This is a genomic window from Stenotrophomonas sp. STK16_22 (assembly GCF_051984505.1).
Classification (GTDB): Bacteria; Pseudomonadota; Gammaproteobacteria; order Xanthomonadales; family Xanthomonadaceae; genus Stenotrophomonas; species Stenotrophomonas maltophilia_A.
This window is the reverse complement of sequence record NZ_CP196972.1, coordinates 736094-758611: the sequence shown is the minus strand read 5'-3', so window position 1 is coordinate 758611 and position 22518 is coordinate 736094. Positions and strand designations below refer to the sequence as shown.

19 protein-coding genes and 1 riboswitch are annotated in these 22518 nt (G+C 66.7%); of the genes, 9 read left to right on the top strand and 10 right to left on the bottom strand.

The features are described from left to right. Positions 1-113 precede the first annotated feature (113 nt). Entirely contained in the window at positions 114-914 is an 801-nt protein-coding gene (locus tag ACSYAO_RS03350; protein WP_032129692.1) for a UDP-2,3-diacylglucosamine diphosphatase, read from the bottom strand. Continuing rightward, positions 911-2626 carry a lysophospholipid acyltransferase family protein gene (locus ACSYAO_RS03345; protein WP_049461607.1) on the bottom strand — a complete coding sequence of 572 codons (1716 nt, stop codon included), beginning with the start codon at positions 2624-2626 and terminating at the stop codon, positions 911-913. Before ACSYAO_RS03345 ends, ACSYAO_RS03350 begins: the two co-directional genes overlap by 4 nt. 335 nt (positions 2627-2961) lie before the next feature. Between ACSYAO_RS03345 and metK the strand changes: the two genes are divergently transcribed. Then, on the top strand, positions 2962-4173 hold the full coding sequence (metK, locus tag ACSYAO_RS03340; RefSeq protein ID WP_010481882.1) for a methionine adenosyltransferase: 1212 nt from the start codon (positions 2962-2964) through the stop codon (positions 4171-4173). A 138-nt stretch (positions 4174-4311) separates the two neighbouring features. Next, positions 4312-4818 carry an acyl-CoA thioesterase gene (locus tag ACSYAO_RS03335; RefSeq protein ID WP_049399791.1) on the top strand — a complete coding sequence of 169 codons (507 nt, stop codon included), beginning with the start codon at positions 4312-4314 and terminating at the stop codon, positions 4816-4818. Between the two features lie 116 nt (positions 4819-4934). On the opposite strand, the gene ppc is transcribed toward ACSYAO_RS03335, so the two are convergent. Next, complete coding sequence (ppc, locus tag ACSYAO_RS03330) at positions 4935-7646, bottom strand: phosphoenolpyruvate carboxylase (protein WP_049461628.1); 2712 nt, start codon at positions 7644-7646, stop codon at positions 4935-4937. Positions 7647-7818: 172 nt separating this feature from the next. Beyond that, the gene (locus tag ACSYAO_RS03325) at positions 7819-10335 is read right to left on the bottom strand and encodes a S9 family peptidase (RefSeq protein WP_049461608.1); all 2517 of its coding nucleotides are present in this window, start codon (positions 10333-10335) and stop codon (positions 7819-7821) included. A gap of 120 nt (positions 10336-10455) precedes the next feature. After that, positions 10456-10539: riboswitch (S-adenosyl-L-homocysteine riboswitch) on the top strand. Positions 10540-10575: 36 nt separating this feature from the next. Between ACSYAO_RS03325 and ahcY the strand changes: the two genes are divergently transcribed. The 4 genes from ahcY (at position 10576) to ACSYAO_RS03305 (ending at position 14091) form a co-directional block, all read left to right on the top strand. Further along, positions 10576-12021, top strand: a complete 1446-nt coding sequence (gene ahcY / locus ACSYAO_RS03320) for an adenosylhomocysteinase (protein ID WP_014036003.1) — start codon at positions 10576-10578, stop codon at positions 12019-12021. 59 nt (positions 12022-12080) lie between these two features. Beyond that, positions 12081-12812 (top strand): GTP pyrophosphokinase, encoded by a 732-nt coding sequence (locus ACSYAO_RS03315; RefSeq protein ID WP_161802495.1) that lies wholly within the window; start codon positions 12081-12083, stop codon positions 12810-12812. Positions 12813-13114: 302 nt separating this feature from the next. Continuing rightward, the gene (gene ybaK / locus ACSYAO_RS03310; RefSeq protein ID WP_049425053.1) at positions 13115-13588 is read left to right on the top strand and encodes a Cys-tRNA(Pro) deacylase; all 474 of its coding nucleotides are present in this window, start codon (positions 13115-13117) and stop codon (positions 13586-13588) included. After that, on the top strand, positions 13588-14091 hold the full coding sequence (locus tag ACSYAO_RS03305) for a hypothetical protein (RefSeq protein WP_049461611.1): 504 nt from the start codon (positions 13588-13590) through the stop codon (positions 14089-14091). The genes ybaK and ACSYAO_RS03305 overlap by 1 nt, the downstream gene beginning before the upstream one ends. On the opposite strand, the gene ACSYAO_RS03300 is transcribed toward ACSYAO_RS03305, so the two are convergent. Both ACSYAO_RS03300 and ACSYAO_RS03295 read right to left on the bottom strand, forming a co-directional pair. Next, entirely contained in the window at positions 14088-14702 is a 615-nt protein-coding gene (locus ACSYAO_RS03300) for an energy transducer TonB (RefSeq protein ID WP_049461612.1), read from the bottom strand. The two genes, ACSYAO_RS03305 and ACSYAO_RS03300, sit on opposite strands and share 4 nt — an antisense overlap. Positions 14703-14811: 109 nt before the next feature. Continuing rightward, entirely contained in the window at positions 14812-15369 is a 558-nt protein-coding gene (locus ACSYAO_RS03295) for a DUF3228 family protein (RefSeq protein WP_049461613.1), read from the bottom strand. 136 nt (positions 15370-15505) lie between these two features. Here ACSYAO_RS03295 and ACSYAO_RS03290 point away from each other — a divergent pair, with 136 nt between their 5' ends. After that, positions 15506-17023 (top strand): amidohydrolase family protein, encoded by a 1518-nt coding sequence (locus ACSYAO_RS03290; RefSeq protein WP_049461614.1) that lies wholly within the window; start codon positions 15506-15508, stop codon positions 17021-17023. Positions 17024-17029: 6 nt separating this feature from the next. Here ACSYAO_RS03290 and ACSYAO_RS03285 read toward each other — a convergent pair whose 3' ends face one another. From ACSYAO_RS03285 to ACSYAO_RS03275, 3 genes are read right to left on the bottom strand one after another with little or no spacing between them, the layout of a single operon-like run. Beyond that, positions 17030-17761, bottom strand: a complete 732-nt coding sequence (locus tag ACSYAO_RS03285) for a LytR/AlgR family response regulator transcription factor (RefSeq protein ID WP_049461615.1) — start codon at positions 17759-17761, stop codon at positions 17030-17032. After that, positions 17758-18804, bottom strand: a complete 1047-nt coding sequence (locus ACSYAO_RS03280; RefSeq protein WP_049461616.1) for a sensor histidine kinase — start codon at positions 18802-18804, stop codon at positions 17758-17760. Before ACSYAO_RS03280 ends, ACSYAO_RS03285 begins: the two co-directional genes overlap by 4 nt. A gap of 24 nt (positions 18805-18828) precedes the next feature. Next, a complete protein-coding gene (locus tag ACSYAO_RS03275; protein WP_049461617.1) occupies positions 18829-19755 on the bottom strand; it encodes an alpha/beta fold hydrolase in 927 nt (308 codons plus the stop codon). 203 nt (positions 19756-19958) lie between these two features. Between ACSYAO_RS03275 and metF the strand changes: the two genes are divergently transcribed. Further along, on the top strand, positions 19959-20786 hold the full coding sequence (metF, locus tag ACSYAO_RS03270; protein WP_049399801.1) for a methylenetetrahydrofolate reductase [NAD(P)H]: 828 nt from the start codon (positions 19959-19961) through the stop codon (positions 20784-20786). 40 nt (positions 20787-20826) lie between these two features. Further along, the gene (locus tag ACSYAO_RS03265; RefSeq protein ID WP_049461618.1) at positions 20827-21417 is read left to right on the top strand and encodes a DUF4124 domain-containing protein; all 591 of its coding nucleotides are present in this window, start codon (positions 20827-20829) and stop codon (positions 21415-21417) included. 51 nt (positions 21418-21468) lie between these two features. Here the strand turns inward: ACSYAO_RS03265 and ACSYAO_RS03260 are convergent, their stop codons facing one another. Continuing rightward, positions 21469-22425 (bottom strand): Nudix family hydrolase, encoded by a 957-nt coding sequence (locus ACSYAO_RS03260; protein ID WP_049461619.1) that lies wholly within the window; start codon positions 22423-22425, stop codon positions 21469-21471. Positions 22426-22518: the final 93 nt, after the last annotated feature.

Below are 22518 nucleotides of genomic sequence, written 5' to 3'. Positions count from 1 at the left end.
GGCTCCTACATACCGCGTAGGAGCCGGGAGGAACATACAAGCCATGCTCGACTGCTGTACGCGGGGCAGTCTGAGAAGAGCAGTCGAGCATGGCTCGACTCTACAAGAGTGGGTCAAGCCGCTTGCTTGATGCGCGCGCCCGGCAGTTCCACCAGGGTCTGGCCATTGTGGTCAAGCAGGCGCAGCGCGCCATCATGGTCTTCGGCCAGCGCGGTCAGGCTCTCCACCCAGTCGCCGTCGTTGGCATAGACCAGGCCATCGCGCTCGATCAGCGCGGCGCGGTGGATGTGGCCACAGACGATGCCATCCAGTCCGCGCCGCCGCACGTCGTCCAGCCCGGCCTGCACGAAGCGTTCGATGTAGCGTTCGGCCGCACCGCTGCGCTTCTTCAGGAACTCCGACAGCGACCAGTAGCGCATCCCCAGCAGCCGCCGCACCGCATTCAACGCCTGGTTGCCGGTCAGGATGCGGTAGTACAGCCAGTCACCGAACTTTTCCTGCAGGCCACCGAAGTGGGTCACGCCGTCGTACTCGTCCCCATGCGCAACGAGCAGGCGACGGCCATCGGCGGTCACATGGATGGCGCGGCGGCGCACCTGCATCGCTGGGAGCATCAGCCCGCACACGTGGCGCAGTGACGCGTCATGGTTGCCGGGGATGTAGACGATCTCGGTCCCGGCACGGCGCAGCGCGTGCAGGGCCTGGATGACTTCGCTATGCGACTGGCGCCAGTTGGCGCGGCGATGCGCCATCCACCACAGGTCGATGATGTCGCCCACCAGGTACAACCGTTCGCAGCGCAGCTGCGAGAGGAACCGCGCCAGCTCGGTGGCATGGCAATGACGTGACCCCAGGTGCACGTCGGAGACGAACACTGCGCGCCGGTGCGGCGACAGGTTCGCCAGCGCGCTCATGCCGGCGCCCCCGCGTCGCGCAGGTAGCGTTTGCGCTTGTTCGGCCTGATCGCGCACAGGTCCACTTCAATCAGGCCGTCGATCGAATCACTGAAGTCCGGGTCGACACCGAAGGCAAGGAAACGGGCGCCACCGGGTTCGCACAGATCGGTGTACTGGCGATACAGCGTCGGCACGCCGGTGCCGAGTGCGGCCAGGTTGGCCTTGAGCACATCGAACGCGGCACCTGCATCCAGCTCGCCGAAACTTGGCGGCGCGGCGAAGTACTGGAACGGGCGGTTCGATTCGGCCAGGCCGGCGGTACCGCTGTAGTAGCGCTGGTAGTACGCCACCAGCTGCTCGCGTGCATCGCGTGGCAGCGCTGCGCTGATCGACACGGCGCCGAACAGGTAGCGGATGCCGGGCCGGCACTGCAGGTAGGCACCGATGCCCTGCCACAGGTAGTCCAGGCTGCGGCTGCCCCAGTAATCAGGCACCACGAAGCTGCGGCCCAGTTCCAGGCCTTCGGCGATGTGGGTGATGGCGTCGTCGGAATAGCGGAACAGCGACGCGCTGTAGAGCCCGGACAGGCCGTGCCGGGCCAGCGCGTGGGCACCACGCATGATCCGGTAGGCGCCGGCGATGCGCTGCGCGGCCGCGTCCCAGATCACGATGTGTTCGTACCGCGGATCGTAATCGTCCAGATCGCGGCTGCGCCCGGTGCCCTCGCCTACCTGGCGGAAGGTCAGCTCGCGCAGACGCCCCAGCTCCAGCAGCAGCGGCGAATCGGCGGTACAGGTCGCCAGCAGGATCTGCTTGCCGTCGGCGGTCTGGCCCAGCTGGGTCGCCGCGGCGATGCCTGCGGCCACCTGTGAAGGCGGCACCGGGGACGCCAGCGGCTCGGGGCCTGCTACAGCAGCTGCATCGCCCGCGGCCCCATTACGGCCCAGCGCATACAGCGCGCGGCGCACCGCCAGCAGCTGTGCGCCCGGGTCGCCGCCCTTGCCCAGCTGCATCGGCTCACCGATGCGCAGCCGCAGCGGACGGCCACGACGGGTGAACATCTCGCGCGCCAGCAGCGCGGTGCCCGCCGGCTTGAACAGGGTCGAGGCGCCGTAGAACAGCGCCGAGTTGCGCGCCTCCACACGCACCGGCAGCACCGGCGCGCCAGCGGCACGGGCAAAGCGGACGAAACCGCGCTGCCAGCGACCATCACGGATGCCGCGCAGCGACAGCCGCGAGACCTCGCCGGCCGGGAACACGATCACGCACTGCTCGGCGGCCAGCGCCTCTTCGACGGCATGCAGGCTGCCACGCTGGGCCTTGCCACCGAGGATGCGTACCGGCAGCAGCAGGTCCTGCAGTGGCGCGATTGCCCCCAACAGGTCGTTGGCCACGATCCGCACGTCACGGCGGATGCGGCCGACCGCGTCCAGCAGAGCGAGGGCATCCAGTGCCCCGGAGGGATGGTTGGCGACGATCAGCAGGCGGCCGGTGGCCGGGATCCTGGCCAGCGCGGCCGGATCCACCTGGTACTGGCCGTCGATGAACTCCAGGCCGGCGGCGACGAAGCCGAAGCCACGCAGGCCTGAGCTGCGCTGCAGGAAGGCTTCGATCTGGTCCAGCCGCGACCAGCGACCGACGCTGCGCAGCAGTGGTCGCGCCAGTTGGCCCCGGCGGCCATGGAACCAATCGGGGAAGCGTTGCTGGAGACGCTGTTCAAGTTCCTGCATGGCGGATCCACTCATGCCCGGCGGCCGGATTGGCCGACAGCCTGCGCCCGGCAGGCGGCAGCCAGATGGCGGTTTTTGGGCAGAACGATGACGGCCGCACAGCCGCTGCCGGGCGTTGTGGCCCGCGCAGTCGGGGCCGGTAGCCGCCCGCTGCGTTGTCACGCTGGTGGAACACTGGACCTCGAGGCTGAGCCCCAATCCCGGCCGGACGGCCCCTGCCGGGGCTACGCGGGCTTAACCACCGGCAACCGGTACAGGTTCACAATGCACAGGCGGCGCACCCCGTGTATCATTCGCGCCCATCTTTCCATCCGAATCAAGGGATATTACGCCTGATGTCCAGCTATCTCTTCACCTCCGAGTCGGTCTCCGAAGGCCATCCGGACAAGGTTGCCGACCAGATCTCCGATGCGGTGCTGGACGCGATCCTGACCCAGGACCAGCGCGCCCGCGTGGCCTGCGAGACCATGGTCAAGACCGGTGTTGCCATTGTGGCCGGTGAGATCACCACCAGCGCCTGGATCGACCTGGAAGCGCTGACCCGCAAGGTCATCACGGACATCGGCTATGACAGCTCCGACGTCGGCTTCGACGGCGCCACCTGTGGCGTGCTGAACCTGATCGGCAAGCAGTCGCCGCACATCGCCCAGGGCGTGGATCGCAAGAAGCCGGAAGAAATGGGCGCTGGCGACCAGGGCCTGATGTTCGGCTATGCCACCAACGAGACCGACAGCTACATGCCGGCCGCGATCCACCTGTCGCACCGCCTGGTCGAGCAGCAGGCCAAGATCCGCAAGAAGAAGAACTCGCCGCTGTCGTGGCTGCGCCCGGACGCCAAGAGCCAGGTCACCCTGCGCTATGAAAACGGCGTGGTCTCGGCCATCGACGCCGTGGTCCTGTCGACCCAGCACGCCCCGGGCATCAAGCAGAAGGACCTCATCGAGGCCGTCCGCGAAGAGATCATCAAGCCGGTGCTGCCGGCCAAGTGGCTGCACAAGGGCACCAAGTTCCACATCAACCCGACCGGCAAGTTCGAGATCGGCGGCCCGGTGGGCGACTGCGGCCTGACTGGCCGCAAGATCATCGTCGATACCTACGGCGGCTGGGCCCGTCACGGTGGTGGCGCCTTCTCCGGCAAGGACCCGTCCAAGGTCGACCGTTCGGCAGCCTACGCGGCCCGCTACGTGGCCAAGAACGTGGTTGCCGCCGGCCTGGCCGACCGTTGCGAAGTGCAGGTCTCCTACGCCATCGGCGTGGCTGAGCCGACCTCGATCTCGGTCACCACCTTCGGCACCGGCAAGATCAGCGACGACAAGATCGAGAAGCTGATCCGCAAGCACTTCGACCTGCGCCCGTACGGCATCATCAAGATGCTGGACCTGGTGCACCCGATGTACCAGCAGACTGCGGCCTATGGCCACTTCGGCCGCAAGCCGAAGGAGTTCAGCTACCTCAACGGCGAAGGCGAGACCGTCAACGCCACGGCCTTCTCCTGGGAGAAGACCGACCGCGCTGCCGCCCTGCGCGCCGATGCGAAGCTGAAGTAAGAAACACGAAGGGCCGCTCACGCGGCCCTTCTGCTTCTGGTAGAGCCGGCCGCTGGCCGGCTTTTTCATGGCCTCCGGAAACAATCGCGTGGTTGCCGGCCAGCGGCCGGCACTACCGGTTGCCGATACAATCGCCCCATGTCGACCGAACTCAAAACCCACCAGCTGTCCATGACCGTGCTGATGTCGCCGGAGATGGCCAATTTCTCCGGCAAGGTCCACGGCGGCGCCATCCTGCGCCTGCTCGACCAGGTCGCCTACGCCTGCGCCAGCCGTTACGCCGGCAGCTACGTGGTCACCCTGTCGGTGGACCAGGTGATGTTCCGCCAGCCCATCGCGGTGGGCGAGCTGGTCACCTTCCTGGCCTCGGTGAATTACACCGGCACCTCGTCGATGGAGATCGGCATCAAGGTGGTGGCCGAGGACATCCTCAAGCGCAGCGTGCGCCACGCCAACAGCTGTTTCTTCACCATGGTGGCCGTGGACGAGGAAGGCCGGCCGACGCCGGTGCCGTCGTTGCAGCCGGTCACGTCGGACGAGAAGCGCCGCCAGGCAGCCGCATTGATCCGCCGCCAACTGCGCCAGGAAATGGAGCAGCGCCATCTGGAACTGCTGGCGTCGAACCCGCCGTCGCCGGAAGAGTGAGGTAGCGCCGGCCGCTGGCCGGCAACCTCGCGCGTGCTGCCAGACATCATGAGGTTGCCGGCCAGCGGCCGGCACTACCATTTCGAATTCGCCGGGCCACGCCCGGCGGATGCATTTCACCCGGTGTTCTGCACACCCTGCGAAACACCGTTCACGCAGGCCACCAGCGCGCGCAGCAGCTCGTCATCCTCGCGCCCGCTTTCGCGCCAACGCTGCAGCAGATCCACCTGCAGCACGCTGATCGGATCGACATAGGGATTGCGCAGACGGATCGACAGCGACAGCCGCGCATCGTGGTCGAGCAGCGTCTGCTGGTCCATCAGCGCCAGCAGCCAGTGCCGGGTCAGTTCCAGTTCGCGCTGTACCTGCGGGAAGAAGCGCCCGTGCAGGTCGCCCGACAACAGCGAGAACTGCTCGGCAATGGTGATATCCCCCTTGGACAGCACCATCGCGATGTCGTCCAGGAAGGTACGGAAGAACGGCCAGTCACGTGCCATCTCGCGCAGGGTCTGCTCGTGACCAGCATCGACCGCCGCCTGCAGTCCGCTGCCCACGCCATACCAGCCGGGAATGACGGCACGCGCCTGGCTCCAGGCGAACACCCACGGAATCGCACGCAGGTTGCCCAGTGCTGCGTCCTGACCGAGCCGGCGCGACGGACGCGAACCCAGCGTCATCCGCTCGATCACGTCGATCGGCGTGGCCGTGCGGAAGTAGTCCATGAAGCCAGACTGGCCGACGAAGGTGCGGTAGACCTCGCTGCTGGAGCCGGCGACCACATCCATCACCGGCCGCCAGTCATCCTCGCGCGGCTCCGCTGCACGCGGGCGCAGGCTGGCGCGCAGCACCGCACCCGTGGCCTGTTCCAGCGAGCGCAGGGCCAATGCACGGATGCCGTACTTGCGGTGGATCACCTCGCCCTGCTCGGTCACCCGCAGGCGGCCATCGATGCTCCCGCGCGGCGAGGCGTCGACCGCATGCGTGGTCTTGCCACCACCACGGCTGATCGAACCGCCACGGCCATGGAAGAAGGTCAGGCGGATGCCCGCCTCGGCCGCCACTTCCATCAGTTCCACCTGTGCACGTTGCAGGCCCCAGCGTGAGGCAGCGATGCCTCCGTCCTTGCTGCTGTCCGAGTACCCCAGCATCACCATCTGCACGTCATCGCGTGCACGCAGATGCGCACGGTACACCGGGTCGGCCAGCAGGTCGCGCAGGGTCGCGGTGCCACGCTTGAGGTCGTCCACGGTTTCGAACAATGGCGCAATATCCAGCGGCACCGCCCCGCCCGCTTCCACCAGGCCGCCACGGCGTGCCAGCGCAAGCACGGCCAGCACGTCACTGCGGTCGTGTGCCATCGAGATGATGTAGCTGCCCAGCGCATCGCCACCATGGCGCACACGCGCATCGGCCAACGCCGCAAATACCGCATCCAGACGCTGGTTGCCTTCGTCGTCGCCCTTCGGCAACGGCGCGTCACCACTGGCATGCGGCGCCAGCAGACGCGCACGCCCCACGGTATCGAGACTGTCCCACGCTGCGTCGCCGCCCAGCACGGTGGCCAGCGCGCGCGCATGCACGCTCGATTCCTGGCGCACGTCCAACCGTGCCAGGTGGAAGCCGAAGGTCTTCACCCGCCACAGCAGGCGCTGTACGGCGAAGCCACCGGCATGTTCGCCGCGGTTGGCGCGCAGGCTGTCGAGGATCAACTGCAGGTCCTCGATCAGTTCATCAGGGCCGGCGTAGGCGCCTTCGCCGTCATCCAGCGTGGCCTGCAGGCGTGCACGCATGCGGTCATTGAGCAGGCGGTAGGGCATGTCGGCATGGCGCGGGCGCGACTGCACCTGCGGCAGCAACTGGTGGTACTGCGCCACGCGCGCCTGCAGTGCATCGCTTACGCCCACCCGCTCGGTGGACTGGCTGAGCAGGCTGGCCAGCTGCAGCAGTTCCTTCTGGTAACGGCCCAGTACCGCCTGCCGCTGCGCATCCAGCGTATTGCGGATGGTATGGGCATCCACGTTCGGGTTGCCGTCCATGTCGCCGCCCACCCAGGTACCGAAACGCAGCAGGCGCGGCAGCGGCAGTTCTTCGCCATAGGTATCGCGCAACGCCTGCTGCAGCGATTCGTACAGCACCGGAATCACCCGGTACAGCACCTGCACCAGATAGAAGCCGACGTGCTCGCGCTCGTCATCCACGGTGGGCCGCACCGGTGAGGAATCGGTGGTCTGCCACGACGCGGTGAGCGCCATGCGGAAGCGCGCGGCATCGGCGGCGGCCTCACCCGGGGTGCGCTGGCCGTCGAGGTTGTCGACCAGGCTGGCCACCATCAACTGCTCTTTTTCCAGCAGCGCGCGGCGTACCGCTTCGGTCGGGTGTGCGGTGAACACCGGTTCAATGTCGATGCGTGGCAGCCACTGCGCCAGCTCGTCCAGGCCCACACCCTGCGCCTTCAGGTGCTGCAGTGCATCCTGCAGGCCATCGGGCTGCGCCCCTGCGGTACCGGCGCGCTGGTAGTCACGGCGACGGCGGATGCGATGCACGCGCTCGGCGATGTTGACCACCTGGAAGTAGGTGCTGAAGGCCCGCACCATGGTTTCGGCCTGCTGCGGCGTGCGCCCGGCCAGGCCATCGGCCAGCTCCGACAACGGCGCCTGGTTCTCGCGGCGGGCGATGGCGCGGGTGCGCACGTCTTCCACATCGTCGAGGAAGGCGGCGGAGACCTGTTCAACCAGCAGGTCGCCAACCAGCGCGCCGAGCCGGCGCACATCATCGCGAAGCGGAAGATCGGGGGAAGCAAACTCGATGCTGCTGCGGTACTCGTTCATCGGCGACGCACAGGCCTCGGTCATCGGATCCAGACCCCAAGCCTATCCCAGAACGGGCATCGTGCTGCGTTGCAAAAATGGTTTCATCTGGTAGTGCCGGCCGCTGGCCGGCAACCTCAGGTCGCGTAGGTCCATGAGGTTGCCGGCCAGCGGCCGGCACTACCGGGTCACGTCAGCGCTTCTTCTTCGCCTTGCCCTGCTCGGCCGGGCCGATGGTCTGTTCCAGCCAGCGCTCGCTTTCGGCCAGCATGGTCATGATCGACTCGCGTGCACGGTAGGCATGCGATTCGTTCGGCAGCATCACCAGGCGCGCGGTACCACCCAGGCCCTTCACTGCGGCGAACATGCGCTCGCTCTGCATCGGGAACGTGCCGGAGTTGTTGTCGTCCACGCCGTGGATGAAGAGGATCGGATCCTTGATCCTGTCGGCGTAGTTGAACGGCGCCATCTTCTGGTAGACGTCCTGCGCCTGCCAGTAGTTGCGCTCCTCGGCCTGGAAGCCGAACGGCGTAAGCGTGCGGTTGTAGGCGCCGCTGCGCGCGATGCCCGCCTTGAACAGGCGCGTATGCGCCAGCAGGTTGGCGGTCATGAACGCACCGTAGGAATGGCCACCAATGGCGATGTGATCGCGATCGGTCACGCCACGGCGCACCACTTCATCCACGGCTGCCTGCGCGTTGGCCACCAACTGTTCGATGTAGGTGTCGTTCGGCTCCTTGTCGCCCTCGCCGATGATCGGCATCGACGGGCTGGCCAGCACCACATACCCCTTGGCCAGGAACGCCTGCGGGCCCCAGTAGCTGACCGAATTGAAGCGGTACGGCGAATCGGTCACCTGGCTGGCCGCAGCCGCACTCTTGAACTCGCCCGGGTAGGCCCACATCAGCAGCGGCCGCGGGCCGTCGCGCTTCGGGTCGTAGCCCGGCGGCAGCAGCAGGGTCGCGGTCAGGTCGACGCCATCCTTGCGCTTGTAGCGGATCTGCTCCTTCTGCACGCCCTTCAACTGCGGCAGCGGATGCGCGAAGTGAGTCAGCGCACGCGGTGCAGCACCGGCATCGGCCAGCGACTGCACGTAGAAGTTGGCCGGCTCATCCGGGCTCTCGCGGCTCAGCAGCAGCGAGCTGGCCTGGTTGTCCAGCAACGCCACCGGCAGCGCATAGCTCGGCGCCTGCGAGTGGAACAGGCGGGTGGCCTTGCCCGTGGCAACGTCGAAGCGGTCCACGAACGGACGATCGCCTTCCGGCGATGCACCGGCACCGGCCAGATACAGGCTGCTGCCATCGGCGCTGGTCTGCAGCAGCGAGCGCCCGCGGTCGTCGCTGGACAACAGCGGCCGGCCCGGATCGGAATAGCGGTCCTGCCCGTCGCGATCCCACAGCAGGCGCGGCTCGGCTCCGGCATTGTCCGGGGCGATCAGCCAGGTCCTGGTCTTGCGCGTCTTCCACCACGACTCGGTCAGCAGGGCCAGGTCGCCACGGCCCCAGTTGATGCCCACCAGACGGCTGCCGAGCTGGGCCAACGTGACCGGCGGCTTGTCGAACGGCGCAGCCTGCATCAGCACCGCATCGCGCACCTTGGCCTCCCTGTTCGGGTCGCCGCCGTCCTGGGCTTCGGCCCAGACCAGCGTGGCATCGGCATCACCACGCCAGCTGATATCGCGCACGCCGGTCACTTCAGCGTCGTTGCCGGTCGGCAAACCTTCCACCAGCGGACGCACGGCCACGGTGTGCACCAGCTTGCCGCTGGCACGGTCGATCACTTCAATGCGGCGCGGGAAACTGCTCACCGGCACCACGTAGGAATACGGCCGCTGCACCGGCTGGCGCAGCACGAAGCGGCCATCCGGCGACACCGCAAAGCCCATGAAGATGCCAGCTGCGCCGATCGCGCGGGTGTTGCCATCCAGGCTGACTTCCATCGGCTGGGTGGTGGCGTAGTAATCGAACTGGCGCGCGTCGGCCTCGTTCTTCAGCAGGTCCTGGTAGGTACGGATCGACACCACGCCGCCGCCCTGGCTGGTCTGCTGCACGGCCGGGCCGGTCGGAATGCCGTCGGCGGCCGGGGCCGCACCAAGGTTGGCCGGACGGGTGAACACCACCAGGCCGCGGCTGTCCGGCAGCCACTGGTAGCCACTGCCGATCACCGTGTTCAGGCCGGCGACCAGACGACGGGCGCTGCCGCCGGCCACATCCACCAGCCACAGTTCATTGGCGCCGCTGGCGGCGTCGACCTGGTTGAAGGCCAGCCACTTCTGGTCCGGCGACCACATCACGCTGGCGATCGACAGCGTGGCCGGCAGGCCGCTGATCTGCCGTTCCTTGCCGTCGGCCACGTTCATCAGCCACAGCTTCTCGCCGAAGCTGAAGCGGCTGTCGGAGAAGGTGCGCGGGTTGATGCGCAGGCCGGCCAGCTTCAGTTCCGGCTGCGCCACCACCTGGATCGACGGCAGCGACGGCATCTGCATCATCGCGGCGACATCGCGGCGTGGCGACAGGTACAGCGAGGGCGCGCGCGGCGCGTCCACCACCGCCTGCAGCGCCGCCGACGGCAGTTCGTAGCCGTTGACGCCCTGGGCCTGTACCTGGGCGGGCTGCGGGGACGCGGCCCAGGCCAGCGGAGCCACCGCCAGCAGTCCCATCGACAGGACCAGGCCGGTCCAGCGCCGTGTGCGGCGCGCGTGCATGCTCATCGTTCCACCTGTGTGATGCGTGAAAACACCGACCTTAACAGGCCGTGCACGTGATCCCACCTGCCGATGGTTGGGTCATCCGGATGTCACGCCGGGGCCGCGATATAATGGGGGTTCTCCCCTGCCGAGGGGCGCTGCGACCGGATCCCATGAGGCCCGGCCAGGCTCGGTAAGGTGGCTTTGTAACAACGGCGCCCGGCTAGATGCGAGCACCCGCTCGCCCACAACCGGAGCACACGAATGAACGCTGTTGCCAAGACCTTCTCCACCGAAGGTGATTACAAGATCCGCGACATCACGCTGGCCGACTGGGGCCGCAAGGAACTGGACATCGCCGAGCACGAAATGCCGGGCCTGATGTCGATCCGCCGCAAGTACCAGGCCGAGCTGCCGCTGAAGGGCGTGCGCGTGACCGGCTCGCTGCACATGACCATCCAGACCGCGGTGCTGATCGAGACCCTGAAGGACATCGGTGCCGACGTGCGCTGGGCCTCGTGCAACATCTTCTCGACCCAGGACCACGCCGCTGCCGCCATTGCCGCCACCGGCACCCCGGTGTTCGCCTGGAAGGGCGAGACCCTGGAAGAGTACTGGGACTGCACCCTGGACGCGCTGACCTTCACCCTGGCCGACGGCACCCTGACCGGCCCGGAGCTGGTGGTCGACGACGGCGGTGACGTGACCCTGCTGATCCACAAGGGCTACGAGCTGGAAAACGGCAGCGACTGGGTCAACACCGCCTCTGCCTCGCACGAAGAACAGGTCATCAAGAACCTGCTCAAGCGCGTCGCCAAGGAGCGCCCGGGTTACTGGGGCCGCGTGGTCAAGGACTGGAAGGGCGTCTCCGAAGAGACCACCACCGGCGTGCACCGCCTGTACCAGCTGGCCCAGGCCGGCACCCTGCTGATCCCGGCGATCAACGTCAACGACTCGGTCACCAAGAGCAAGTTCGACAACCTGTACGGCTGCCGCGAGTCGCTGGCCGATGGCCTGAAGCGCGCGATGGACGTGATGCTGGCCGGCAAGGTGGCCGTGGTCTGCGGCTACGGCGACGTCGGCAAGGGCTGCGCGGCCTCGCTGCGTGCCTACGGCGCGCGCGTCATCGTCACCGAGATCGACCCGATCTGCGCCCTGCAGGCGGCGATGGAAGGCTATGAAGTCAACACCATCGAATCGACCCTGGGCCGTGCCGACCTGTACGTTACCACCACCGGCAACAAGGACATCATCCGCATCGAGCACCTGAGCGCGATGAAGGACCAGGCCATCGTCTGCAACATCGGCCACTTCGACAACGAGATCCAGGTCGATGCGCTGGTGTCGTTCGCCGGCATCAAGCACGTCAACATCAAGCCGCAGGTGGACAAGTACATCTTCCCGAACGGCAACGCGATCTTCCTGCTGGCCGAAGGCCGCCTGGTGAACCTGGGCTGCGCCACCGGCCACCCGAGCTTCGTGATGTCCAACAGCTTCGCCAACCAGACCCTGGCACAGATCGACCTGTGGGCGAACAAGGACAGCTACGAGAAGAAGGTCTACCTGCTGCCGAAGAAGCTGGACGAAGAAGTGGCCCGCCTGCACCTGGAAAAGATCGGCGTGAAGCTGACCACCCTGAGCCAGGAACAGGCCGACTACATCGGCGTGCCGGTGGAAGGCCCGTTCAAGCCGGACCACTACCGCTACTGATCGTTTTTATCTATCCGACGGGGCCTTACCGCCCCGTCGGTTTGAGGGACACAACATTGTTGAGCAACAGCAGTGTTACACGACTCGGCGAGCAGCTGAAGAATGGTAATGACGATGCCAATACGCTCACCGAGCTAGAAGCATATCGTTCAGAATTCGTACCCGCATACAACCACGTAGTTCGAATCCTGAAAGATAAGCTGCTTCTTTCGGTCACCGGGCGCTTCAAATCAACAATTTCGATCATTGAAAAATTGAGACGAAGCAGCAGCAGACTTGCTCAAATTCAAGATATTGCGGGTTGCCGCGTCGTCGCCACTACGACAATGGAGCAGAGGGAGATTGCCGACTCTCTCAGACAGTGGTTTCCTGACATTAAATTCATTGATCGCACTACACGCCCAAGTAACGGTTACAGAGCTATACACGCACTTGTTCGACATGATGGCCGCGTTGTCGAAATTCAAATCAGAACGCTCATTCAGAATTTCTGGGCAAGCATCTCAGAGAAGGTCGCCGATCTCCATGGTCAGGAAGTCAAATACGGAGGGGGGCCTCCGGAATTGCAGCGCCACCTCATTGATCTCTCAGAAGCATTCAGAGTGGCCGAGGATCGCAACGAGCAGTATGCACTGACGCACGTTAGCGTGGTGCAAGCGAAGCGTTCTGGCGTCTCCAAAGACACTTGGAAGAAGCTTCGCGACGATAAATCTAGCGCCAAGAAGAGATATGAAAGCGCCATGAGCCACGTTAGCAAGCTACTTGCTAGCAAGCTGCTTAAGGGAATCTAAATATGTATTACCTTGTTCACTACAATCGGCGCTCCAGATCAGTCCTCAGGCTAAGTGAGTTTGTGGACAGACCTTCTGCATCACGCGAAAAGCTCGCAATTGAGATCAGCCTAATTGGGCACGACGACGGACACGAGGTCGTCATACTGGAAGCTAAGGACATGACAGACCTTCAGCGCAGTCATAGCAGATACTTCGCTGATTTGACGAAGCTAAATCCTTTTGGCCGCAGGACCGAATAGGTCTGATGGTGCAGTAGCCTCGGTCAAGGCAACACCCCTGCCCCGCGCTACGATGCCCCCATGACCCCGGCCATCAACCTGCTCAAGCGCGAGAAGATCGCCCACACCGTGCGCAGCTACGTGCACGACGCCCACGCCGAATCGTATGGGGGCGAAGCCGTCGACAAGCTCGGCCTCGACCCGGCCCAGGTGTTCAAGACCCTGCTGGCCAGCACCGAAACCCACGAGCTGCTGGTGGCGATCGTGCCGGTGGCCGGCCAGCTGGACCTGAAGGCGCTGGCCGAAGCAGCCGGCTGCAAGAAGTGCGAAATGGCCGCGGCCGATGCCGCGCAGCGCGCGACCGGTTACCTGGTCGGTGGCATCAGCCCACTCGGGCAGAAGAAGCGCCTGCGCACCTTCCTGGACGCCAGCGCGCAGGCATTGCCCGCGCTGCATGTCAGCGCCGGTCGCCGCGGCCTCGAGGTGGAACTGGCGCCGACCGACCTGCTGCGATTGACGGCCGGCCACTACGCCGCCATCGGCAAGTCACGCTGATGCGCTGGCCGTGGTCTGCAGCACCGATACCCCGGCTCGACGAAGCACAGGCCGACGTGCTGCTGCAGGACCTGTTGTCGCGCGATGCAACGCGCATCACCGATGCCGCGCGTACGGTCGCTCGGCTGTTCAGCGCCTCATCGTTGGACGCGCTGGTCGCGCATGTGGATACGATCGAACGCAGCTGCCAAGGCATCGCCCTTGGCGGCATGCTGATCAGCAACCAGGCGCACCTCAAGGCGGCCCTGCAACGGCTGCGCTACTGGCAGGCACGCGAAGGCTGCCTGTGCGCGCTCTACCCATCCTATGTGTTCTTCAGTCCCGAGCCGCTGCTGGAACAAGGTCACGTGCAGCTGCGTGCACGGGGCGAAGCGGAGGACGGCTGGGGCGAATGCTACCGGCTGACGTGCACCTGCTGCGCGCAGCAATGGAGCGCGACCGAGCGCGAATACCACTACACCTGGTGGGAGTGGAAGCCCGAGCCCGCCCTGCAGACGCCTTAGTTGAGCTTGAACGTGACCGTGCCGCGTATCAGGCTCATGCTTGGTGCCTTGCCTGCCGCTTCACGCTCGTAGCGCCAGTCACGCGCGTGCTTGAGCGCCGCCGCATCGAGCAGCGGGTAGCCGCTGGATCGGGACAGGATGATCGCCTGGGTCTTGCCCTGCGCATCCAGCAGCAGCATCAGCTCGACACCTCCCTGCTGGGCCTCGCGCATGGCGGCCGCAGGATACGTCGGGACCGACGAAAGTCGCCGCTGGTGCCAGCCTCCTTCCCGGGCAATCAACGGCGTGCTGGAAGAGAGTGGGCAACGTGCAGGCATCTGCAGGTCGAAGCCTGCAGCCCCTTGCGAAGGCCGGGTGGTGGCTGGCGCACCACAGGCGATCGCAGACACGCTCTGCAGCAACGACTGCTGACGCGAAAGCGCTGCAGCGTCATCCGCTTCCACATGGAACGTGCAGCGCCCCAACGTTGCCTGCGCCTGCAGTGAACCCACGCCGGCATCACGGATCGGCGTCACGTCGGACAGGGCACCACAGGCGGCGCCTGCATCGTACTTTGCTGCCGAGCCTTCACTTGCGGCCAGCAGACCTGCGGCGACCCATGCAAACGGCATCCAACTGCGAACATCCATCCCTGTGCTCCCTGCGTTGATTCACTGCCATGGTAGCGCCCCGCTGCAATCCTCCCTGTTCACATGCCGACTGTCCGGCCGCAGCGTGGGCTCACGGCCGCCAGTTGGCGTTGTTCTCCCAGAACGCGACGGAGCGCTGGTAAGCCTCGCGATCCAGCGGCACACCGGAACCGCCCTCCTCCACGCCCAGTGCATTGCGCATCATGGTGATTGGTGCCATCGGCACTTCCTCGGGCTCGGAGGTATAGATGCAACCGACGATGCCCCAGTCGGCTTCGATCGGTGAACCCTCCTTCGCCAGCTGCCCGGCGCTGTACAGGATTACCACCAGGTAGTTCGCGCGCGGTGATTCCACGCCCTCGAACCAGCGCACCAGCACCGGCAGTTCCTCACGGTTGCGCGCCTCATAGCCGCTGCGCAGCTGGTGGCGGTTGGCGTCGGTGACCGGCACCGTCAGGCAACGCGTGCTGGTCCAGTTCTCGTAGACGAACAGCTTGCAGAACGGGGCGTAGCCATCGAGCACCTTCAACGGCGCGTGCGCATTGAGGTGTGCCTCGAACTGCTCGGCAGTACAGTCCTGGATGGTGTTGCCGCGCGGCACGCGCGGGAACAGGCGGGGACGGGCGAAATCGGTGAGGACGATGGACATAGCAGGGCGTGGTCAGGAGTTCCACCGCACAGGGTAACCGCCCCGGAGGCAGGCAGGGCCGGATGCCGATGGTCACTGGCGCCCGCGTCCGGCTTGCAGCACTCTGCGGGCGACCCAATGCAAGGATCGCCGGCTCATGGATGCAGCACACGCCTTGCCCCGTTCCGCCCGCCGTCGGCGATGGCCGATCGCCCTGGCCGTCCTCCTGCTGGCGCCGCCATTGCTGTTCACCGCCGCCCTGCTCTGGCCGCTGTCGGCACCGCCGTTGCCCGAGCCGGGCAACAGCCGCATGATCGTCAACGCGCGGGTGGTGGACGTCGCGCGCGGCCAGGTCAGCGAACCCACCACAGTGACAGTGCGCAACGGCACGATCACTTCCATTGGCGAAGCTCCACGGGACACCGCGTTGCCGGTGCTCGATGCCGGTGGCCGCTGGCTGCTGCCCGGTTTCTGGGACATGCACACCCATGCACTGCAGTTGTCGCCGCAGCTGCAGTTCCCGCTGATGCTGGCCAACGGCATCACCGGCACCCGCGACATGATGGACTGCCCGCAGGCCACCGATCCGCTGATCGCCTGCGTGGCCGACAAGCGCCGCTGGACCGCACAGGCCATTGCCGGGCAGCAGGTTGCACCGCGCTTCGTGCAGATCGCCAGTTTCTACTTCGAGGATCCATCACTCGCGCCGGAGGCCGCCGCCGAGCGTGCACGCACGTACAGCGCGCGCGGTGTCGACGCGTTGAAGGTCTACAACCAGCTGCGTGCGGACACCTACCAGCGGCTGGCCACCGAGGCGCAGCAGCTGCGCCGTCCGTTGATCGGCCACCTGCCCAAGGCCGTGCCTCTGGACGCCGCGGTGCGGGCGGGCCAGCGCAGCTTCGAGCATGCCCATCTGTTCGTACGCCACTGCTTCGACAACGCGGCGGCGTGGCGCGGTGGCACGCTCGACAGTGAGGATCCAACCGCGCTGGCCGAACGCATGGTCGGCGGCTACCAGCCCGCGCTCTGCAACGAGGCGTTCGGTGTGATGCAGGCCAGCGGTGCCGCGTTCGTACCCACCCATGTCACCCGCGAAGAGGATGCGCGTGCGCGCGACCCCGCCTTCATCAACGATCCACGTCTGGCCTATCTCGATCCACTTTCGCGCTGGGCATGGCGCGATGATCTGACGGCCACCACCGAACGCTATCCTGGCCTGCGCGGCGAAGACGCGTTGAAGGCGTACTTCGAGCATGGACTGGCCCTCACCGGTGCCGCGCATCGTGCCGGCGTCACCGTGCTGGTCGGCACCGATACCGGGCTGGGTGGCTTCCGCTATCACGAGGAACTGCAGTGGCTGCGCCAGGCAGGCCTGAGCCAGGCCGACGTGCTGCGCGCGGCAACGCTGCACGCGGCGCGTCATCTGGAGCTGCAGGCATCGCATGGCAGTGTCGAGGTCGGCAAAGCCGCCGACCTGGTATTGCTCGACGGCAACCCGCTGCAGGACACCGCCAACACCCGTCGTGTGCACGCGGTGCTGCTGGCCGGGCACCTCTACGACCGCTCGCGGCTGGATGCACTGCTCGCCTACACCCGCGCGCAGGCACGTTCACCGGCGGTGATGGCGCGCCTGCTGTGGGGCTTCATCACCAGCCCGGTCAGTGCCGAGCTGTAGCGGCAACTACAACGCCATCCGCTCGCGCAGTTCACGCGCCTGCCGGCGCGACACCTCCACCTCGCTGCCGTCGTCCAGTGCCAGGTCATAACCATCAGCGATGCTGGGCGTCACGCCTCGGATACGGCGCAGGTTGACCAGCGTGTTGCGGTTGGCACGGAAGAACAGATCCGGCGGCAGGCGTGCCTCCAGCGCACTCAGGCTGCGGGTCAGCAACGCGTTCTGGTCGCGGAACCACAGCCGCGTGTAGTTGCCATCCACCACCAGCCGGCGGATCTCCGAGACCGCGACGAACCAGCAGCGTTCGCCCTCGCGCACGAACACCTGGTCCTGAGCGCCCAGCGTGCTGCGCGGCTCCGGCGTTTCGCCCGCCACCACCTCGCGCTGGCGCGCCCGCTGCAACGCTTCCAGCAAGCGCGGTGCCTCGACCGGCTTCACCAGATAGTCCAGCGCGTTGGCCTGGAACGCGCGCACCGCGTAGGTGTCATAGGCGGTAACGAACACCACCGCCGGCACCGCCTCCAGCCCGTCCAGCACATCGAAGCCACTGCCGGACGGCATCTGCACATCCAGCAGCACCAGGTCCGGCGCCAGTGTGGCGATCGCCTCGCGTGCGGCAGGCACATCGTCGGCTTCGCCCACGCACTGCACCCACGGCAGCGCCGACAACAGCGTGCGCAGCTCCTGCCGCGCCAGCCGCGCATCATCAACGATCAATACGCGCAGCACGCCACTCATTGCGGAATCTCCAGCAGGGCCTGCATGCGGTCGCCGACCGGCTGCAGGGTGAAACGACCTTGCGTACCGAGCTGCGCACGCAGGTAGGCCAGGCCGACGCCATGCCCAGGGGTGGGCTCGTTGGCGCTGCCCAGCGGATTGTCCACCTGCAGGCGCAGCACGTCATTGTCCAGCGTGGCACGGATCTGCACCTCGCCGCCGCCGGGGCGGCTGGCGATGCCGTGCTTGATCGCGTTCTCCACCAGCAGCTGCAAAGCCATCGCAGGCAGCTGCGCCTGCATGGCATCGGCATCGATCTGCTGCCGCACCTGCAGGCGCTGCTCGAAGTGGATGGCCTCGATGGCCAGATAGTCGTCGACCACCGCCAGTTCCTCGGCCAGCGTGACCTGCTCGCTGCGGTTGTGCGCCAGCGCCTGGCGCAGCGTGCGCGACAGGCGGGTGACCATGTCGCGCGCACGCTCAGGATCTTCCAGGATCAGCGCACGCAGGTTGTTCAGCGCATTGAACATGAAGTGCGGGTTGAGCCGCGCACGCAGCGCATCGCGTTCCAGCGCACTGCGCTCGGCTTCGGCGCGCAGGCGGGCCAGTTCCGCCCCGCGTATCCGGCGCAGGCTGTGCAGGCTTGCCCAAAGCGCTGCCCACAGGGCCAGCATCACCGCAGTGGTGTACCAGTAGAGCAGCAGCGCCTTGGGGCTGAAGTCGGCCGTCTGCCGCCCCAGGCTCACCCAGTTCCAGGCCAGCGCCGAGTGCAGCGCGATGTTCACCAGCAGCTGCGCCACTGCCGCGCCCAATGCCACCGACAGCGCCAGCCGCAGCAACAGCCCGGCCGTACCGCGCGCCCACCAGTCGGCGCGCAGCGCCAGCGCACGGATGGCACCGCTGCACCCGAACAGGGCCAACGCCAGGCCCAGCGTGATCAACACGCCCGCGCTTCCGGCATCGCTGAAATAGGTCTGGCGCAGGCCGATTCCGGCAACGCCATAGAGCGCCCACACCAGCGCATTGAGCAGCCAGAAGCGTACCGTCGAGGAGGAATCCGGCATGTCCATTTCCAGGCGTGTTGAAACTCAGTGGTGGTGGTCGAGGAAGGCCTGCACCTGACCGCGCAGCCAGCGCGGATCATCCCACATCAGGAAGTGGAAACCCTGCGCGCTCATCGCGATCTGCACGCCCCGCAGTTTCGCGTACTGCGCCTGGAACACCGCGCGCGTGCTGTCCTCGGTGCCGCCCATCGGCTGGTAGCCGGCCCAGCTGCCCAGCACCAGCGTCGGTGCGGTGATCGAGGCGATGCTGTCACGCAGGTCGGTGGTCATCACCGCATGCATGGCGTCAGCGGTGGTCTGGCGGTCGCTGGCTTCGCCCCAGCGCCCCAGCTCGGCCTGCCGCTGCGGATCGCGGGTCATGCCCGGCAGGCCGGCCTTCAGCTGCGCCTGCCACTGCGCGGCATCGGCGGCGAGCATGCCCTTGCGCAGCTGGTCAGCCATTGGCCGCACGCTGTCTGCGGTGGCGTTCGGGTCACGCGCCGCCGGCAGGAACGGCAATGCGTCGACCACCGCCAGCGCACTGACTGCCTTCGGCTCGGCCTGCGCCACCTGCAGCCCCAGCAGGCCGCCAAGACTGTGGCCGATCACCACCACCGGGCCCAGCTGTTGGTCATGCAGGTAGGCAAGCAGCTGCCCGCGCATGGCCGGCAGGAATTCGGCCGGGCGCGGGTCGGCTGGCGCAGCGCCGGCAAAGCCCGGCAGCTGCACCAGATGGCACTGCACGTCCTTCAGCGCCAGGCAGGTCTCGCGCCAGACCTCGGCGCTGCTGTTCAGGCCGGGGATCATCAGCAGCGGACGGCCCTTGCCGACCACCTCGACCTGCACCTTGCCCGCCGCCGGGGCGCTGGCGGCGTGCGCCGAGCCGGAGCCGAGCACGGCCATCGCCATGCCGATCATCGCCAGCCGGGCCAGGGCCTTCATTGCATACCAGAGTGCCAGGAAGATCTTCATCGTCTGCTCCTTCGTCAGGTGGGTGGTCCCGGAATGGGCTCAGCGTGCCGCCGGCCACGGCACCCGGAGGGCGATTTCGGAGCAGCGGCCGATCGCCGGGGCGAACGGTCGCAGGCGGCTGACGATGTACGTCCGCATAAATTGACAACATCCATCTTGATGAAGCGATATACTAATCCGCACCCGCCGCTGCCGCCCGTGCCATGACCGCCATCAGCTTCGAGTTCTATCCGCCCAAGACCGACGAACAGCGCAGCCAGCTGGACCGCGCCGCGGCCAGGCTGAAGGACTACGGTCCCGAGTACGTGTCGTGTACCTTCGGCGCCGGTGGCTCGACCCTGAGCTATACCTCCGAGACCGTGCGCCATCTCAACCAGCACCATGGCTTCGATGCCGCACCGCATCTGTCCTGCGTCGGCGGCACCCGTCAGGAAATCCGCGAGCTGCTCAAGCTGTATCGCGCCATCGGCTGCCGCCGCCTGGTCGCGCTGCGCGGCGATCTGCCGTCGGGCATGGGTTTCCCCGGTGACATGCGCTATGCCGCCGAACTGATCGACTTCATCCGCGCCGAGCACGGCGATGCGTTCCATATCGAAGTGGGCGCGTACCCCGAAACGCACCCGCAGGCTTCCGACGCACTGGCCGACCTGAAGCATTTCAAGGCCAAGATCGACGCCGGTGCCGATGCGGCGATCACCCAGTACTTCTTCAACCCTGATGCCTACTTCCATTTCGTCGACGAAGTGCGGCGGCTGGGCGTGCAGGTACCGATCACGCCCGGCATCATGCCGATCGCCAACTTCAGCCAGCTGCGCCGCTTCTCCGAACAGTGCGGTGCGGAGATCCCGCGCTGGATCAGCCGCAAGATGCAGGCTTATGGCGATGATGCAGAGTCGGTGCGTGCATTCGGCACTGAAGTGGTGGCCAAGCTGTGCCAGCGCCTGATCGAAGGCGGCGCACCCGGCCTGCACTTCTACACCTTGAACCTGGCCAAGCCGACCACTTCGGTGCTGAAGCTGCTGCAGGGCTGAAAGCACGGCGCGCAAGCGTGATCGGCGCTACCCTGCGAGGATGATCCGGCTTTCCTTCCTGCTGTTGCTGTTGCTGCTGCCGCTGTGCGTGCTGTCGAGCGTCGCCCACGCACAGTCCACGCGCCTGAACCGCTGCACCGATGCCCAGGGCCAAAGCGTCTACACCGACCGGCCCTGCGACAGCCTGGGCGCGCGGTCGCGGTTGCCACCGCCTGCGCCCGCCGGCAATACCCTGCAGCGCGACACCTTGGGGGCACGCTGCCCGCGGCGGCTGAGTGAACTGGTGGACGCGCTGCGCATCGGCATCGTCAGCAACGATGTGAATCGGCTGTCCTCACTGTATCTGTGGGGCGCGGTTTCCGATGCGGGCGCGCAGCGCATCCTCGGCCAGCTGGAATCCTTGGCGCGGCGGCCCCTGGTGGACGTGGTGCCGGTGTATCCGTCACAGGCGCTGCAGCAATCGCAGGATGAGGATCAGAGCCCTGCCGTGTTGGGATCCGACCCTGTGGCCTCTGTGGCGCGGCAACCCATCGGCCTGCGCCTGGAGCAGACGTTGCCCGGCAGCGCGTCGCGCGCGTCGACGGTGCTGGGGTTGCGGCGCCAGTACGGGTGTTTCTGGATCACGTTGTGATCGGGCGGGGTCAGAGCCCTGCTGCGCAGGGATCTGACCCCGCATGCCGGCTCACTCCGGCCACAGCGCGCGGATGGCGGCGATGCCCTGCCCACCATGGCGACGCGCTTCGGCGATGTGACCGCGGCCCATGCCGCCCAGCGCATAGATCGGCAGTGACACCTGCGCGCGCAGCTCGGCGAACGCGTTCCAGCCCAGCGGCACGGCATCGGGATGGCTGGCCGTGGCCTGCACCGGGCCCAGCACGGCGAAGTCGCAGCCCAACCGCTGTGCGGCCTGCAGCTGCTGCAGGTCATGGCAGGACGCGGCCACCAGCTGGCCTTCGGGCAGCGGACGCTGCGACAGCTCCAGCAGCTGCTCGCTGCCCAGGTGCACCCCAACGCCCAGTACGCGCGCGCGTTCGATATCGCGGTTGAGCAGCCACTGCACCCCGCTGCGACGATGTGCGCGCACGGCCTGTTCGACCATCGCCTGGCGCTCCGGATGTGCCGTCGGCAACCGCAGCTGGATGCGCTGCTGGCCCGCCGCCACCACACGCTGCAGCTGCTCATGCCAGTGCTGCACGCCGTCGGCGTCATCGGCCGGCGCCGGGGTGATCAGGTAGCTGTCGGGTTGGCGCAGCGCGGCCACCACCGGCAGATCGGCCGGTGGCATCGAATAGCGACCAAGTTTATCCGGCGCCACCCAGGTAATGGCCTGGCCCTCGCGGCCACGTGGCGTCCCCTTCCAGCTGCGCACGTGGCGCACTTCCAGGGTCAGGTGCTTGTCCGGGTAGCGCTGCGGCACATCCATCAGCCATTCGCCGACATCGGCTTCGATGCCCAGTTCCTCGCGCAGCTCGCGAACCAACGCCTGCTCGGAGGTCTCGCCGGATTCGCGCTTGCCGCCGGGGAACTCCCACAGGCCGGCCATGTCGCGGTTCTCGGTACGACGGTTGAGCAGCACGCGGCCACGGGCGTCGGTGATGACGGCGGCCACGACGTGGATCGATCGGGTGGGGGGAGCCATGGGGGAAGCATGCCCAGAACAGGGCGGCCCGCGCAATCTCGGATCGGGCCGGATCAGCCCCACGAAACAGCCGCCATGAAAAAAGAGCCCCGC